The sequence below is a fragment of the Dactylosporangium sp. McL0621 genome (assembly GCF_049995355.1).
Classification (GTDB): domain Bacteria; phylum Actinomycetota; class Actinomycetes; order Mycobacteriales; family Micromonosporaceae; genus Dactylosporangium.
In genome coordinates this window covers 12000090-12016042 of the sequence record NZ_CP188259.1, presented here as the reverse complement: position 1 = coordinate 12016042, position 15953 = coordinate 12000090, and the positions used below count along the sequence as shown (strand labels likewise).

The 15953-nt window shown below is 74.4% G+C and carries 15 protein-coding genes; 11 read left to right on the top strand and 4 right to left on the bottom strand.

The annotated features are described in order from the left end of the window. The first annotated feature begins 60 nt into the window (after positions 1 to 60). Genes glmS through tsaE form a run of 4 tightly spaced genes read left to right on the top strand, consistent with a single transcriptional unit; the run spans position 61 to position 5003 of the window. Positions 61 to 1983: a glutamine--fructose-6-phosphate transaminase (isomerizing) gene (gene glmS, locus ACPPVO_RS56945; RefSeq protein ID WP_426508077.1), complete on the top strand. Its 1923-nt coding sequence runs from the start codon at positions 61 to 63 to the stop codon at positions 1981 to 1983. Positions 1984 to 2007: 24 nt separating this feature from the next. Beyond that, entirely contained in the window at positions 2008 to 3444 is a 1437-nt protein-coding gene (locus ACPPVO_RS56940) for an NAD(P)H-hydrate dehydratase (RefSeq protein WP_426508075.1), read from the top strand. A 21-nt stretch (positions 3445 to 3465) separates the two neighbouring features. Then, positions 3466 to 4530: an alpha/beta fold hydrolase gene (locus tag ACPPVO_RS56935; protein ID WP_426508074.1), complete on the top strand. Its 1065-nt coding sequence runs from the start codon at positions 3466 to 3468 to the stop codon at positions 4528 to 4530. Then, complete coding sequence (tsaE, locus tag ACPPVO_RS56930) at positions 4527 to 5003, top strand: tRNA (adenosine(37)-N6)-threonylcarbamoyltransferase complex ATPase subunit type 1 TsaE (RefSeq protein ID WP_426508072.1); 477 nt, start codon at positions 4527 to 4529, stop codon at positions 5001 to 5003. The genes ACPPVO_RS56935 and tsaE overlap by 4 nt, the downstream gene beginning before the upstream one ends. Here the strand turns inward: tsaE and ACPPVO_RS56925 are convergent. Further along, positions 4989 to 7031: an Hsp70 family protein gene (locus ACPPVO_RS56925; RefSeq protein WP_426508071.1), complete on the bottom strand. Its 2043-nt coding sequence runs from the start codon at positions 7029 to 7031 to the stop codon at positions 4989 to 4991. The two genes, tsaE and ACPPVO_RS56925, sit on opposite strands and share 15 nt — an antisense overlap. Before the next feature lie 89 nt (positions 7032 to 7120). Between ACPPVO_RS56925 and tsaB the strand changes: the two genes are divergently transcribed. The 6 genes from tsaB to ACPPVO_RS56895 are packed head-to-tail and all read left to right on the top strand — an operon-like array spanning position 7121 to position 13001. Next, the gene (gene tsaB, locus ACPPVO_RS56920) at positions 7121 to 7771 is read left to right on the top strand and encodes a tRNA (adenosine(37)-N6)-threonylcarbamoyltransferase complex dimerization subunit type 1 TsaB (protein WP_426508069.1); all 651 of its coding nucleotides are present in this window, start codon (positions 7121 to 7123) and stop codon (positions 7769 to 7771) included. 35 nt (positions 7772 to 7806) lie between these two features. Beyond that, positions 7807 to 8232, top strand: coding sequence for a ribosomal protein S18-alanine N-acetyltransferase (gene rimI / locus ACPPVO_RS56915; RefSeq protein WP_426514894.1), 426 nt, complete (start codon positions 7807 to 7809; stop codon positions 8230 to 8232). Beyond that, entirely contained in the window at positions 8219 to 9265 is a 1047-nt protein-coding gene (tsaD, locus tag ACPPVO_RS56910; RefSeq protein WP_426508068.1) for a tRNA (adenosine(37)-N6)-threonylcarbamoyltransferase complex transferase subunit TsaD, read from the top strand. The genes rimI and tsaD overlap by 14 nt, the downstream gene beginning before the upstream one ends. Positions 9266 to 9291: 26 nt before the next feature. Continuing rightward, positions 9292 to 9549, top strand: a complete 258-nt coding sequence (locus tag ACPPVO_RS56905) for a hypothetical protein (protein ID WP_360374893.1) — start codon at positions 9292 to 9294, stop codon at positions 9547 to 9549. A 46-nt stretch (positions 9550 to 9595) separates the two neighbouring features. Then, on the top strand, positions 9596 to 11269 hold the full coding sequence (locus ACPPVO_RS56900; protein WP_426508066.1) for an ABC transporter transmembrane domain-containing protein: 1674 nt from the start codon (positions 9596 to 9598) through the stop codon (positions 11267 to 11269). Between the two features lies 1 nt (position 11270). After that, positions 11271 to 13001: an ABC transporter ATP-binding protein gene (locus ACPPVO_RS56895; RefSeq protein ID WP_426508064.1), complete on the top strand. Its 1731-nt coding sequence runs from the start codon at positions 11271 to 11273 to the stop codon at positions 12999 to 13001. A gap of 125 nt (positions 13002 to 13126) precedes the next feature. Here ACPPVO_RS56895 and ACPPVO_RS56890 read toward each other — a convergent pair whose 3' ends face one another. Beyond that, positions 13127 to 13426, bottom strand: a complete 300-nt coding sequence (locus tag ACPPVO_RS56890) for a DUF1707 SHOCT-like domain-containing protein (protein WP_360374567.1) — start codon at positions 13424 to 13426, stop codon at positions 13127 to 13129. A gap of 4 nt (positions 13427 to 13430) precedes the next feature. Continuing rightward, positions 13431 to 13910 (bottom strand): Cys-tRNA(Pro) deacylase, encoded by a 480-nt coding sequence (gene ybaK, locus ACPPVO_RS56885; protein ID WP_360374565.1) that lies wholly within the window; start codon positions 13908 to 13910, stop codon positions 13431 to 13433. Positions 13911 to 13927: 17 nt separating this feature from the next. Here ybaK and ACPPVO_RS56880 point away from each other — a divergent pair, with 17 nt between their 5' ends. Beyond that, positions 13928 to 14674: a hypothetical protein gene (locus ACPPVO_RS56880; RefSeq protein ID WP_426508061.1), complete on the top strand. Its 747-nt coding sequence runs from the start codon at positions 13928 to 13930 to the stop codon at positions 14672 to 14674. On the opposite strand, the gene ACPPVO_RS56875 is transcribed toward ACPPVO_RS56880, so the two are convergent. Then, complete coding sequence (locus ACPPVO_RS56875) at positions 14634 to 15839, bottom strand: THUMP-like domain-containing protein (protein WP_426508059.1); 1206 nt, start codon at positions 15837 to 15839, stop codon at positions 14634 to 14636. The two genes, ACPPVO_RS56880 and ACPPVO_RS56875, sit on opposite strands and share 41 nt — an antisense overlap. Between the last annotated feature and the right edge of the window lie 114 nt (positions 15840 to 15953).

Here is a 15953-nt window from a genome sequence, read left to right as displayed (position 1 = left end):
TGCGCGTATACGACACTTTCGCGCACGGGTTCTGCGCGAAAGTCTGCTACGGTACGGGGCATGTGCGGAATCGTGGGGTACGCCGGCGCCCGGCCGGCCTTGAACATCGTGCTGGACGGGCTGCGGCGGCTGGAGTACCGCGGCTACGACTCCGCCGGCGTTGCGATCGTCCAGTCAGGCGACCCAGGCCACGTCGGTGGGGACGTAGTCGGCCGGCGCCGGCATGGTGAGCTGCTCACCGCCAAGCGCGCCGGCAAGCTCGCCAATCTCGAGAAGGCGCTCGCCGACGAGGCCGGCCACAGTCTCGGCATCGGCACGACCGGCATCGGGCACACCCGCTGGGCCACGCACGGCGGGCCGACCGACCGCAACGCGCACCCGCACCGCTCGTTCGACGGCCGGGTCGCGGTCATCCACAACGGCATCATCGAGAACTTCGCCAAGCTGCGGGCCGAGCTGGAGAACAGCGGCATCGAGTTCGCCAGCGACACCGACACCGAGTGCGCCGCCCACCTGCTCACCCAGGCCCTGGCGGACGCCGAGGGCGACACCCCGGGCGCGCGGCTGGCCGAGGCCATGCGGGCCGTCTGCCGCCGCCTGGAGGGCGCGTTCACGCTGCTCGCCGTCGACGCGCAGGCCCCCGGCGTGGTCGTCGGGGCCCGGCGCAACTCCCCGCTCGTGGTCGGCCGCGGCCCGGGCGAGAACTACCTCGCCAGCGACGTCTCCGCGTTCATCGAGCACACCCGCGAGGCCGTCGAGCTCGGCCAGGACCAGGTCGTGCTCATCACCGCCGACGACCTCGTGATCACCGACTTCCTAGGCAACCCCGCCGAGGGCAAGCCGTTTCACATCGACTGGGACGCCTCGGCCGCCGAGAAGGGCGGCTACGACTACTTCATGCTCAAGGAGATCGCCGAGCAGCCGCACGCGGTCGCCGAGACCCTCCTGGGCCGGCTCAACGAGCACGGCGACCTCATGCTCGACGAGGTCCGCCTCACCGACCAGGACCTGCGCGACGTCGACAAGGTGTTCATCGTCGCCTGCGGCACGGCCTACCACGCGGGCATGGTCGCCAAGTACGCGATCGAGCACTGGACCCGCATCCCCTGCGAGGTCGAGCTGGCCAGCGAGTTCCGCTACCGCGACCCGGTGCTCGACCGCTCCACGCTGGTCGTGGCCATCTCCCAGTCCGGCGAGACCATGGACACCCTGATGGCCCTGCGCCACGCCAAGGAGCAGAAGGCGCGGGTGCTGGCGGTCTGCAACACCAACGGCTCCACCATCCCGCGCGAGTCCGACGCCGTGCTCTACACCCACGCCGGGCCGGAGATCGCGGTCGCCTCCACCAAGGCGTTCCTGACCCAGCTGGTCGCCTGTTACCTCGTCGGGCTGCACCTGGCCCAGGTCCGCGGGGTGAAGTACGCCGACGAGGTCGCCGCCGTCGTCGCCCAGCTCCAGGAGATGCCGGCCAAGGTCGAGCAGGTCCTGACGATGATGGCCCCGATCCGTGAGCTCGCCCGCGACCTGGCCGAGGCCAAGAGCGTGCTGTTCATCGGCCGGCACGTGAGCTACCCGGTGGCCCTGGAGGGCGCGCTGAAGCTCAAGGAGCTGGCGTACATGCACGCCGAGGGCTTCGCCGCCGGCGAGCTCAAGCACGGCCCCATCGCGCTGATCGACGAGGGCACGCCGGTCGTGTGCGTGGTGCCCTCGCCCCGGGGCCGCGGCGTCCTGCACGACAAGGTCGTCTCCAACATCCAGGAGGTCCGCGCCCGCGGCGCCCGCACGATCGTGATCGCGGAGGAGGGCGACGTGGCGGTGAAGCCCTACGCGGATCACCTCTTCCACGTCCCGATCACCCCGACGCTGCTCGCCCCGCTGGTCACCACCGTGCCGCTGCAGGTGCTGGCCTGCGAGATCGCCTCGGCGCGCGGCCACGACGTCGACCAGCCGCGCAACTTGGCCAAGTCCGTGACCGTCGAATAGGGACGGTGTGGTTGGGTTGTCTCTGTGAGAGCAGCCTGGCGGGTCGCGCAGGTACGCGCGGCCGAAGAGTCCGTGATGAAGACCCTGCCCGACGGCGCGCTCATGCAGCGCGCCGCGGCGGGGCTGGCCCGGCGCTGCGCCGACACCCTGCCGAGGGTGTACGGCAGCCGCGTCCTGCTCCTCGTCGGCCCCGGCAACAACGGCGGCGACGCGCTCTACGCCGGCGCGCGGCTGGCCCGCCGCGGCGCGCGCGTCGACGCGCTGCTGTTCGACCCCGACCGGGTGCACCGCGGCGGGGCCGACGCCCTGTACCGCGCGGGCGGGCGCCTCGGCGAGCGGGCCCCGGACCAGGCCGACCTGGTGGTCGACGGCATCCTCGGCATCGGCGGGCGCGGCGGCCTGCGCGAGCCCGCCGCGGCCAGGGTCGCCGACATCGCCGGCATCCTGCTCGGCGCGCCCGTCATCGCCGTCGACGTGCCCTCGGGCGTCGACGCCGACACGGGGGCCGTGAGCGGCATGGCGGTGCACGCCGACATCACCGTGACCTTCGGCGTGCTCAAGCCGGGCCTGCTCGTGGGCGCCGGGGCGGTACACGCGGGAATGGTCGAGCTCGTCGACATCGGCCTGCACGGGCACCTCGACGGCGACCCGGCCCTGTACGTGCCCGAGTCCGACGACATCGCCGCCTGGTGGCCCCGGCCGCAGGCCAACGACAACAAGTACTCCCGCGGGGTCGTCGGGCTCGCGACCGGCTCGGCGAAGTACCCGGGCGCCGCGGTGCTGTCCACCGCCGGAGCGCTCGCGGGGCCGACCGGGCTGGTGCGGTACGCCGGGAGCGCCGCCGACGCCGTGCGCTTCCACCACCCGCCGGTCATCGCGGCCGAGCGGGTCGCCGACGCCGGGCGGGTGCAGGCCTGGGTCTGCGGCAGCGGCCTCGGCACCGACGAGCGCGCCTACGGCGAGCTGCGTGCGGTGCTCGGCGTCCCGGTGCCCGTGATCCTCGACGCCGACGCGCTCACCCTGCTCGCCGACGCCCGGCTGGCCGACTGGCTGCGCGAGCGCGACGCGCCCACCGTGGTCACCCCGCACGACGGCGAGTTCCAGCGGCTCTCCGGCGGCGCGCCCGGCGACGACCGGGTGGCCGCGGCCCTGTCCCTGGCCCGGCGGATGGACTCGGTGGTGCTGCTCAAGGGCGACCGCACCATCGTCGCGACGCCGGACCAGCGGGTGTACGTCAATCCGACCGGGACGGCGGCGCTGGCCACCGGCGGCACCGGGGACGTGCTCGCCGGGCTGCTCGGCGCGCTGCTGGCCGGGGGGCTCCAGGCCGAGCACGCCGCCGTCGCCGCCGCCTACGTGCACGGGCTGGCCGGGCGCCGCGCCGCCGAGGCCGGGCCCGTCACCGCCGCGGACGTGGCCGCCCACCTGCGCGGGGCGGTCGGGAGCTTAACTCACCGGTAACGACCGTTTAGGCTCTTCGGCATGGGTACCGAGGTGGTGAAGGCCGGCAGCCGCAAGCGCGCGGCCGGGATCGTCGGGGCGATCGTCGGTCTCGCCGCGGCCGGGGTCGCGGCGGGGGTGGCCACCGAGCGGTACCTCGTGCGCCGCTCCAAGAACGCCGAGGACCCGTACGCCGAGGAGCCGTTCGGCATCTGGGCCGCCGACGAGGTGTTGTCGGTCACCACCGACGACGGCATCGACCTGCACGTCGAGGTCGTGGACGGCCCGGGCCCGACGCTGGTCTTCGTCCACGGCTTCTGCCTGGACATGGGCACGTTCCACTTCCAGCGCACGTACTTCGAGGGCAAGCACCGGATGGTCTTCTACGACCAGCCCGGGCACGGCCGTTCGGGGCGGCTGACCAAGGGCGAGTACACCATCGACTCCCTCGGCTCCGGGCTCCGCGCGGTGATCCAGGCCACCTGCCCCGAAGGCCCGATCGTGCTCGTCGGGCACTCGATGGGCGGCATGACGGTCATGGCCCTGGCCGAGCAGCTGCCCGAGCTGTTCGAGACCCGGGTCGAGGCCTGCGTGCTCATCTCCACCTCGGCCGGCAAGCTCGACCAGGTCACCTTCGGCTTCCCCGAGGTCGTGGCCCGCTTCCGCCGCCCGCTGCTGCCGATCGTGGGGCTCGCGGGCCCGATCAGCTCGTCCGTGATCGACCGCGCGCGCAAGGCGTCGACCGACCTCGCGTGGCTGCTGACCCGCCGCTACGGGTTCGGCACGTCCCGCCCCAGCCCGGCGCTGGTGTCGTACGTCGAGACGATGAACTCGACCACGTCGACGGAGGTCATCGCCCGGTACCTGCGCACCCTCTACACGCACTCGCGGCTGCTCGTCCTGGGCCCGCTACGCTCGGTCCCCGTACTGCTGGTCTGCGGCGACAAGGACGTGTTGACGCCGCTGGCCCACACGTACGAGATAACGTCGGTGCTGCCCGAGGCGGAGCTGGTCGTCATCGCCGACGGCGGCCACGTGGTGCTGCTGGAGCACGCCGACGAGGTCAACGAGGCCATCGACACGTTCCTCACGAAGGTGCAGCAGTGACGAGAATCCTGTCCACCGTCGAGCAGACGCGGGACTTCGGCAAGACGCTCGCGTCCGTCCTGCGCGCGGGCGACCTGGTCGTGCTCACCGGCCCGCTCGGGGCCGGCAAGACCGCCCTGGCCCAGGGCGTCGGCGCCGGCCTGCACGTACGCGGCGCCGTGACCTCGCCGACGTTCGTGATCGCGCGCGTGCACCAGCCCGACCCCGCACTCGGGGGGACGCTGCCGATGGTGCACGTCGACGCCTACCGGCTCGGCAACGTCGCCGACCCGATCGGCGAGGTGGACGCGCTCGACCTCGACGCGACGCTGGAGAACTCGGTGACGCTCGTCGAGTGGGGCGAGGGGCTGGTCGAGCAGCTCAGCGACGAGCACCTCGAGGTGCGCCTCGACCGCCGCGACGACGACTCGCGCGTGGTGGCCCTGATCCCCCGCGGCGGCGACTGGCCCGCCCGGGTCTCAGACGGGCTGTAGAACCTCCCACACGTCGACCCAGGCCCCCTGCTCGTCCGAGCCCCGGGCGAGCAGGTGGCGCCCCTCGTGGCAGAACGCGGTGCTGACCGCCCGGCCCGGGGTGAGGTCGGCGCGGAAGACCTCCGCCTCGGTCTCCAGGTCGCGCACCGACAGGGTGCCGTCCAGCGCCGCCGCGCGCAGCCGGCCGTCCGGGCTCTCCATCTGCGCCGCGAACGCGTCCGCGCGGCTCGTCTCGGCGTACCCGGTGAAGCGCTTCGGCAGGTCCTCGCCCACGATCCGGTCGAGGCGGGCCCCGGTGGCCAGGTCCCACACGGTCGCGACGTCGCGGCGGTAGCGGCCGACGTGGGCCGCGCCCTCGCCGGTGGTGACGAGGCGCCACTCGGCCTCGTTCAGCAGTACCGCGTCCGGCTTGTGGGCATCCGAGAAGGACGCCGTCACGCGGCCGGAGAGCACGTCCCAGACCGCGAAATGCCCCTCCGCGTCCCAGGTGACCAGGGCCAGCTGCTGCCCCGGGCCCAGCGCGACCTGCGCGTGCCCGCCCCGCCCGGCGCCGCGGCCCGGCCGCAGCTCGGTGACCAGGGCGCCGCTGGCGATCGCGCGGACCTTGACGTACTCGCCGTCGCCCGAGCACTCGACGAGGGCGCGCCGGTCCGGCGTGAGCAGCCAGTCCCCGGCCACGCGCAGGTGGTGGCGCTTGGCGAGCTGGAAGCGCTCGGCCCCGGCCGGCTCCAGGCGCGCGTGCGCGGCCACGGCGCCGGACACGACCATGTCGCCGACCGCGATGCGCTGCTCCAGCAGGATGCCCTCGCCGCGGCCGGAGGAGAGGTCGAACACGCGGTCGTCGGCGGTGCGCACCTGGGCGAGCCGGGTCTCGCGGCCGTACGCCTCCCCCTCCTTCACCAGCCAGCGCACGAGCCGCCCGCGCCCGCCCGGGACGGTCCACGACAGCGGCTCGACCCGCCACGACGGCGGGTCGGCCGGCACCGCTCGGGCCGGGAGCGCGCGCACCCACGCCGCGGCGCCGCGCAGCACCGCCAGCTCCGGGTCGGCCGGGCGGGTCACCGGTACCCCCAGGCCCGTGTGCAGGATCTGGCCGACCCCGGGCAGCCGGGCGCCGCCGCCGACGAGCAGGACGGCGGCCACGTCCGGGGGCCGGATGCCCGCGCGCGCCACCACCGCCCGGGCGCTGGCGATCAGCCACCGGGCGGCGGGCTCGGTGAGCCGGTCGAGGGCGCGGCGGTCCAGCCGGTACGGCGGGACGCCCGCCTCCACCTCCTCCGCCGCCTCCGGCACGTCCGCGAGGCGGTGCTTGAGCCGCCGCACGATGTCCAGCGCGTGCAGGCCGGCCCGCACGCCGGTGTCGCCGCCGGCCGCGAACGCGGGCTCGACCCACTCGGCGAGCGCGGCCCGCAGGTCGGCGACGAGCAGCACGTCGATGTCGCGGCCGTGGCCCGAGCTCTCCTGGCTCAGCGGCACCGGCCGGCCCTGCTGCACCTGCGCGAGCGTCGCCGTCCAGTTCGCCCCGAGGTCGCACACGAGCACGTGGCCGCCCTCGGGCACCTCCACCATCGTCGACGGGTCGAGCACCGCGGCGCTCGCGTCGGTGACGAGCTCGGCGTCGGGGAAGCCGGCCAGGGACGCGGCCGCGACCAGCGCCTCGCGCCGGGGGTCGTGGGTCCGGTACGCCGCCGGCGCGCTCAGCACCAGGCGCTCGACCGGGCCGTACACGCGGCGGGCCTCTTCCACGACCGCCTCCAGCGCCGCGCCGACCAGCTCCACGCCGTGGACCTGCCGATCGCCGAGCCAGACGGGGGCGCTGCCGTCGACCGCGCGGCGGACGCCGTCGACGTACTGGCGGGGATGCTCGTCCCGGGCCTGCTCGGCCGCGGCCCCGACGAGCAGGCCGGACCGGCCGGCCATCGTGGCGCCGCCCGGCCAGCGCAGGGCCCCGGAGGTGCGCTCCCGCACCGGGTGGAGCGCGTCGGGCTGGACGACGGCGGCGGACAGGGCCCAGGAGCCGATGTCCACAACCAGAATCGGTGAATTGACGGCGTCGATAGCGGCCGATGCTAGGTGTCTCTCATTGCGGCGCTGTTAACTCATTTAGAGTTGGGGCCGTGCTGGTGATGGTGGTGGACACGGCGACGGCGGCGGTGACCGCGGCGCTCGCGCGGATCGACGACGAGGTCACACTGCTCGCGGAGCGGGTGACGGTCGACGCGCGCGGCGCCGGCGAGCTGCTGGCCCCGCAGATCACCGCCGTGCTGGCCGAGGGCGGGGCGGCCCCGGGCGACCTGGCCGCGGTGGTCGCGGGCGTCGGCCCCGGCCCGTTCACCGGCCTGCGCGCCGGGCTGGTCACGGCGGCCGCGCTCGGCCACGCCCTGGCGATCCCGGTCTACGGCGTGTGCACCCTCGACGCGATCGGCCTCGGCCTTCCGGGTCGCGCGCTGGTCGCCACCGACGCGCGGCGCAAGGAGATCTACTGGGGCGTGTACGCCGACGGCCGGCGCATCGCCGGACCGGACGTGGCCCGGCCGGCGGCGGTCGCCCTCGACGGCATCGGGCACGCGGCCGGCGACGGCGCGGAGAAGTACGCCGATATTCTCAAGCTTCCCGTCGACGGGCCGCGCTACCCGCCGGCGCTCGCCCTGGCCGAGCTCGCGGCCGACCGGGTGCGCGGCAAGGCGCCCGGCGAGACGCTGACGCCGCTGTACCTGCGCCGGCCCGACGCGGTGCTCCCGGGCGAGCGGAAACCGGCGCTGCAGTGACGGACGCGGTCGTGCGCGACGTCGAGCTCGCCGAGATGCGCTGGTTCCACATCGCGGACCTGCTGCCGATCGAGGACGAGCTGTTCGGCGAGGAGCAGTGGTCGGCGGGCATGTTCTGGAACGAGCTCGCCCTCGGCCACCACTACCTCGTGGCCGTGGACGGCGACCGGGTCGTCGGCTACGCCGGGCTGGCCGTGGCCGCGCCCGACGAGGCCTGGGTGCAGAACATCGGGGTGCGCAAGGACGCCCAGCGGCGCGGGATCGGCCGGCGGCTGCTGGAGGCGCTGCTGGCCGAGGCGCAGCGGCGCGGGGCGCGGCAGGTGCTGCTGGAGGTGGCCGTGGACAACGCGCCGGCCCAGCGGCTCTACGCGGAGTACGGGTTCGAGGCCGTCGGCATCCGCCGCGGTTACTACCAGCCCAGCAACACGGATGCACTGGTGATGAGTCGTGAACAAGGCTGAGCCGCTCGTTCTGGGGATCGAGACGTCGTGCGACGAGACCGGCGTCGGGATCGTCCGCGGGCACACGCTGCTCGCGGACGAGATCGCGTCGAGCGTCGACGAGCACGCGCGGTTCGGGGGCGTGGTGCCCGAGGTCGCCAGCCGGGCCCACTTCGAGGCCATGGTGCCGACGATGCAGCGGGCCCTGGACAAGGCCGGCGTGACGCTGTCCGATGTGGATGCCATCGCGGTCACCGCCGGGCCCGGGCTCGCGGGCGCGCTGCTGGTCGGGGTCGCGGCGGCCAAGGCCTACGCGCTGGCCGCCGGCAAGCCGATCTACGGCGTCAACCACCTCGCCGCGCACGTCGCCGTCGACACGCTGGAGCACGGGGCGCTGCCCGAGCCCGCGGTCGCGCTGCTCGTCTCCGGCGGGCACTCCTCGCTGCTGCGGGTCGACGACCTGGCCGGCGGCGTGGTCCCGCTCGGCGCGACGATCGACGACGCCGCCGGCGAGGCCTTCGACAAGGTCGCGCGCCTGCTCGGGCTGCCGTTCCCGGGCGGCCCGCCGATCGACAAGGCCGCCCGCGACGGGCAGGTCGTGATCCCCTTCCCGCGCGGGCTCACCGGCCCCCGGGACCTCGCCGAGCACCGCTTCGACTTCTCGTTCTCGGGGCTGAAGACGGCGGTGGCGCGCTGGGTCGAGGCCCGCGAGCGCGCCGGCGAGCCGGTGCCGGTCGGCGACGTGGCGGCGAGCTTCCAGGAGGCGGTCTGCGACGTGCTCACGGCGAAGGCGGTCGGCGCCTGCCGGGAGTACGGCATCGACACCCTGGTCATCGGGGGCGGCGTCGCGGCCAACTCGCGGATCCGGTCGATGGCCCAGGAGCGCTGCGAGAAGTACGGCATCACGGTGCGCGTACCGCGGCCGAAGCTCTGCACCGACAACGGGGCGATGGTCGCCGCGCTCGGCTCCCATCTCGTCGCGGCCGGAGCGGCGCCGGGCGACCTCGGGCTGCCGTCGGATTCGGCGATGCCGATCACGCTGGTGACGGCCTGATGTCCGGGGTAGTAGAGTCCAGCGCCGTGATCGTGCGCATGTGGGAGGTCAGGGCGCACCCGGAGGCGTTCGGGGAGCTGCTGTCCTGGGTGTGTGAGGCGATGCTGCCCAAGGTCGAGGTCCACCCGATGCATCTGAGCAGCGAGGTGTACTCGTCCACGGACCAGCGCCTGGTGGTCCTGTCGAAGTGGCGCGGCAGCACCCCCGAGCCGTTCGCCGAGCCGCCGTCGCACCTGGTCGCCCGCAAGCCGCAGTTCTGGGACTTCACCGAAGTCGACCGCTGAATAATGTAAGGCGCTCCGGGCGCCCCTGCGGTTACCGTCGGGGGTTGTGCGGAGACTGCCACAAGCCGAGCCCGGGGAGCCCGACAGCCGATCGGCGGCCCGTTACCTACTCTGGATCGTCCGCGGGCAGCGCTCGCTGATCGCGGGCGGCATCTTCTTCGGCGTCCTCTGGATGGTCAGCCAGGCGCTCGTTCCAGCCGCGATCGGGGCCGGCGTCGACGCCCTGACGCGGCGCGACCGCGCGGGGGTGCTCATCGCAGGCGCGGCGCTGCTCGGGCTGGGGGCGGCCACCGCCGTCACCGGGGTCATGCGGCACCGGTTCGCCGTGTCCAACTTCCTCAGCGCCGGGTTCAAGACCGTCCAGGTCACCGCGCGGCAGGCGACCCGCCTGGGCGCCGCGCTGCCGAAACGGGTGGCGACCGGCGAGGTCGTGAGCATCGGGACCACGGACTTCGACCACATCGGGTACTCGCTGGACGTCAGCGCCCGGGCCGGCGGCGCGCTCGTCGCGCTCGTCGTCGTCACCGCGCTGCTGCTGCGGGTCTCGGTGCCGCTCGGGCTCGTCGTGGTGCTCGGCGTTCCCGTGCTCGTGGTCGTCGTCGGGGCGCTGCTGCGGCCGCTGCACCAGCGCCGGCGGCACCAGCGGGACCTGGCCGGGGAGCTGACCGGCCGGGCCGGCGACATCGTGGCCGGGCTGCGGGTGCTGCGCGGGGTCGGCGGCGAGGCCGAGTTCTCCCGGCGCTACCGCGTGGAGTCCCAGCGGGTCCGCTTCGCCGGGGTCCGGGTGGCGAAGGTGGAGTCGACGCTGGAGGCCGCGCAGATCCTGCTGCCCGGCTGCTTCATCGCGCTGGTCACCTGGCTGGGCGCGCGGTTCGCGGTGACGGGCCGGATCACCCCGGGCGAGCTGGTCGCCTTCTACGCCTATGCGGCGTTCCTGATCGGGCCGCTGCGCACGCTCACCGAGTTCGCCCAGAAGCTGACCCGCGGGCTGGTGGCCGCGGGCCGGGTCGTCGCCGTTCTGCGCCTCGAGCCCGATTTTCAGGAGCATCCGGATTCGGTACCCGCAACAGACGGCGACCTGGACGACCCCGACTCGGGCCTCCTCGTGGCCCGGCACCGGCTCACGGCGGTCGCGGCGGTCCGGCCCGAGCACGCCGAGGCGATCGCGGAGCGCCTGGCCCGGCTGGACCCCTCGTCGAACGCGCGGCTGCACGGGGTACCGCTGCGGGAAATCGCCCTCGCGGACGTCAGACGGCACGTGCTGCTGGCCGACAACGACGCGACGCTGTTCCGGGGCCGGCTGCGCGACGAGGTCGGGGCCGGGGCGACGCTCGCCGACGCGGCCGCCACCGACATCGTCGACGCGCTGCCCGGCGGGCTCGACGCCGAGATCGCCGAGCGGGGGCGGGACTTCTCCGGCGGCCAGCAGCAGCGGCTGCGGCTGGCCCGGGCGCTCGCGCTCGACCCGCCGGTGCTCGTGCTCGTCGAGCCGACCAGTGCGGTCGACGCGCACACCGAGGCGCGCATCGCCGAACGGCTGCCGGCCGCCCGGGCCGGGCGCACGACAGTGGTCTGCACGACCAGCCCACTGCTGCTGGACCGGGCCGACACCGTCGCGTTCGTCGGCGCCGACGGGCGGGTCGCGGCCACCGGGTCGCATCGGGAACTGCTGGACACCTGCCCGGCGTACACCGCGACCGTCACCCGCGGAGAGGACTGACATGCTGCCGACCGCGTCGCGGGCCGAGGTGCGCACGTATCTGCGCACCCTGTTCACCGACTACCCGGGGCGGCTCGCCGGCGTCCTCGCGCTGCACGTGGCCGGGGCCGCGGCCGGGCTCGCCGCCCCGCCGCTGCTCGGCGGGCTGGTCGAGCGGGTCGCGGCCGGGACCACGACGTGGACCGTGGACCGGACCGCGCTGGCCATCGCCGGGTTCGTGGTCGCGCAGTCGGTGCTGGTGCGCTACGCGCGGGTCGCCGCCGCGCAGCTGGCCGAGCGGGTCCTCGCGCGGCTGCGGGAGGAGTTCGTGGACGGGGTCCTCGCCATCCCGCTGTCCACCGTCGAGCGGGCCGGCACCGGCGACCTGCTCAGCCGGGCTTCGCGGGACGTGTCGCAGACGTCGGACTCGGTGCAGACCGCGCTGCCCGCGATCGTGGTCGGCGGGCTGCAGATGCTGCTCACCTTCGGCGCCGTCGCGCTGGTCGCGCCGATCCTGCTGCTGCCCGCCCTGGTCGCGGTGCCGCTGCTCTACGGGCCCTCCCGCTGGTACTTCCGCCGCGCCAACGCCGGCTACCTGCGCGAGACCGCGGCCCTGGCCCGCGTGGCCGACGGGCTCGCCGAGACCGTCGAGGGCGCCCGGACCGTGGAGACCCTCGGCCGGCAGCGGCAGCGCATCGAGCGCACCCAGGAGCAGCTGGAGGGCACCTACGCGGCGGCGATGTACACGCTGCGGCTGCGCACCGTCTGGTTCCCGCTCTCGGAGTTCGGCTACGCCCTGCCGGCCGCGGTCACGCTTGTCGCGGGCGGCTGGTTCGTGCTGGAGGGCTGGGCGACGGTCGGGCAGGTCACCGCCGCGGTGCTGTACTTCGTGTCGATCATCGACCCGCTCGACCGCATCCTCAGCTACGTCGACCAGCTGCAGCTCGGGCTCGCCTCCTTCGCGCGCCTGATCGGGGTGCGGGCCGCGGCCGCGCCGCCGGTGCCGGCCGACGGGCCGAAGCCGGTGGACGAGGTGCTGGTGGCCAAGGACGTCCGGTACTCCTACGTGGACGGCCGCGACGTCCTGCACGGCATCGACCTCGCCGTGCGCCCGGGGGAGCGGCTGGCCATGGTCGGCCCCAGCGGCGCCGGCAAGTCCACGCTGGGCCGGCTCCTGGCCGGGGTGCACGCCCCGCGCGCGGGGGCGATCGAGCTCGGCACGGTACCGCTGGATGAACTGCCCCTCGAGGAGCTGCGCGGCCACGTCGCGCTCGTGACCCAGGAGCACCACGTGTTCATGGGCAGCCTGCGCGACAACCTGACCCTGGCCCGCGCGGGCGCGACCGACGCCGAGCTGTGCGCGGCCCTGGCCACGGTCGACGCGCTGGACTGGGCGCTCGCGCTGCCGGAGGGGCTCGACACCACGGCGCTGTCGCTCTCGCCGGCCCAGGCCCAGCAGCTGGCCCTCGCCCGGCTCGTCCTGGCCGACCCGCACACGCTGGTGCTGGACGAGGCGACGTCGCTCATCGACCCGCGCGCGGCCCGGCACCTGGAGCGCTCGCTGGCCGGGGCGCTGGAGGGGCGGACCGTGATCGCGATCGCGCACCGGCTCTTCTCCGCGCACGACGCGGACCGGGTCGCGGTCGTCGAGGACGGCCGGATCAGCGAGCTGGGCAGCCACGACGAGCTGGTCGCGGCCGGGGGTGCCTACGCCGCCCTGTGGCGGTCGTGGCACGGTGCTCGCGCTACTTGAGGTTCGCGCGTTGCTCGAGCTACTTGAGGCCTCGCGTTGCTCGAGGCGCTCGAGCTACTTGAGGCCTCGCGTTGCTCGAGGCGCTCGAGCTACTTGAGGTTCGCGCGTTGCTCGAGGCGCTCGAGCTACTTGAGCAGCGCGTATATCAGGCCGATCAGCACCACGGCCGCGATCGCCAGCGCGAAGGTGAGGAGCAGCTGGCGGTCGTGCGACGTCTCGTGCACCGGTTCGGGCGCCGGCCTGGCCGGGGTCAACGCCGGCAGGTCGACGATCGCGGCCCGCAGGTCGTCGAGGGTCTTGGCCGCGTAGACGGTCCCGACCCGGTCGGAGAACTCGTCGAGCGTCAGCCGGCCCGCCTCGGTGTGCCGCTGCAGGACCCCGATCACGCGCTGCCGGTCCTCATCCGATGCCCGCACGACCGACATGGTTTCAGTGCGACGCGATCGGCGCCAGGGTCGCGCCGGTGACCTGTACGAGGTCGGCCGGGGCGAGCTCGATCTGCAGGCCGCGGCGGCCGCCGGAGACGTACATCGTGGCCAGGCCCTCCGCCGAGGCGTCGACGACGATCGGCAGCCGCGAGCGCTGCCCGACCGGGGAGATCCCGCCGGTCACGTAGCCGGTGGCGCGCTCGGCCGCGGCGGGCTCGGCCATCGCGGCGCGCTTGCCGCCGACCGCGGCCGCGAGGGCCTTGAGGTCCAGCGAGGCCGAGACCGGCACCACGCCGACGGTCAGCCGCCCGTCGACCGTGGTCACCAGGGTCTTGAACAGCCGTGCCGGGTCGACGCCGAGGGCCGCCGCGGCCGCCTCGCCGTAGGAGGAGGCGCGCGGGTCCACCTCGTAGGTGTGCGGGGTGAACGTCACCTTCGCGCGCGTCAGCAGTGCGGTCGCCGGGGTACCCTTGCTCGCCACTGGCCCACAATAGCGAGATGCAGATCGGCTCGGTCCAGTTGTACCTCGGCCACGGCCACCTGTTCCTGGGCGCGACGAACAGCGTCGACCTGGCGGTGTTCGACGGCGACGGCGCGGTGACCGCGACCGAGCACCACGTCCGCATCGCGGCGCGCCCGCAGGTCGGGCCGGTGCGGGTGCGGCTGTGGCAGGGGGCGGGGCCCCGGGTCGGGCGGCTGGTCTTCGACGGGCTCCTGAAGCTGCCCGACGCCAAGTTCTGCGTCGAGGAGGGCGGGGGGCTCTCGCGGTACGTCACGAAGGTGAACAGCCACAGCCCGCGCGTGCTCATCGCGGTCGACGACCCCGGCCACGCCTCGCGGGTCGAGGTCGTGCTGGAGCCCGAGTTCGTGCCCCGCAGCGCGCAGGTGTGGACCGCGGGCGAGCCGCCGTTCCCGAAGCTGACCGTGTCGCCGACCGCGCCCCGGCACCGGGCCGACGCGTTCGCCGACGCCCTGTCCGGGCACGACTTCGCGCGCCGGCGCCTGGCCGCGGCCCTGCTGGTGGTGGCCGAGGAGCGCCGGCAGCGCAACTCCGAGCAGAGCGTGGCCTTCTACGTCAACGACATCGTGGAGTGGCTGCGCTGGCTCAACGACCGCCTGACCTACGAGATGTGCCGGGACACCGGGCGGCAGCTCCTGGGCCAGCTCGGGCTGCGCCCGGCCGAGGTGCTCGCCGAGGACACGCTCAGCGACCTGCAGCGGCGGCTGGGACATCCACTGGTTTGAGCAGGATCGCGGCGGGTTCGTTGCTGATGCGGGTCAGGGCCAGGACGGCGCTCTGGGAGCCTTCGAGCCTGAGCTGCCGGCGCAGGTCTTCCACGTCGTGGGCCGAGCCGCGCTTGAGGATCTGCAGTGCGCCGATGTCTCTTGCCTTCAGCTCCGCACGGAGCTTCTTGAGGGCGATGGGGAGGCGGGCGATGGTCTTGTACTTCTTCGCGAAATCTGTGGCTATGTCAACATTTGTCGTGACATAGGCGATCGATTCGTCCAGCAGGTTGCCGTTGATGCTCTCCGCCAGCTCCTTGATCAGGTGGGAGCGGACGACGGCGCCGTCCGGGTCGTAGAGGTACTCGCCGAGCGGGCCGACCGGGGCCTGCTCGTTGCCGCGGCCCGTGAGCTCGAAGGTGCGGCCGGCTTTGATGAGCGTCGCGCGCCGGGGGACCTCGGCGAGGGGCCCGCACCAGACGGCCGCCTCGACCACGTCGCCGTCCACCGACACCCACTCGCCCTCGGCCCCGGCCGGCAGCAGCGCGTGGTCGATGCCGGGCGCCAGCTTCAGCACCGTGTTCGGCACCCGCTCGGGCAGGGCGGTGACGAAGTCCCACGGCGGGGAGTACGCGCGCGGGTCGAACACCCGGCGCCCGCCCGATGTGCGGCGGGCCGGGTCGCAGAACACCGCCTCGACGGCGACCAGGGGCGTCCCGGTGGCGTCGCGGGCCTCGACCATCGCCAGGTCGCCGAGGCCGAGCGCCCGGATGTTCGCGGCCGCCACGGCGGCCGTCCCGGGGTCCGCGTCGACGGCCAGCACCCGCATTCCGGCCCGGGCGAACGCGATCGTGTCCGCGCCGATGCCGCAGCCCAGGTCGGCCACCCGGGTCGCGCCGGCCGCGGCGAGCCGGGCGGCCCGGCGCCGGGCGACGGCGGAGCGGGTCGCCTGCTCCAGCCCGGCCCGGGTGAAGTACATCTGCCCGGCATCGGTACCGAACTTCGCCCGCGCCTTCCTGCGCAGCTCGACCTGGGTGAGGGCCGCGGCGGCGAGGGCGGGCGGGAAGCCCTGGGCGCGCAGCTTCTCGGCCGCGGCCAGGGGATCGCCGTCGGGCTGCGCGGCCGCGGCGGCGAGCGCCTCCCGGCCGGCCGGGGTGGTCAGAGCCTCGACGTCCTCGGGCAGCACGGCGTCCTTTGCTGGGATCCAGGGTGAATTCGTGGCGTGTCTGGCACTCTAGTTGACGGAGTGCTAGCCACCGGCATAACCTCCGAGTTAGCACTCTCCTATCGAGGGTGCCAG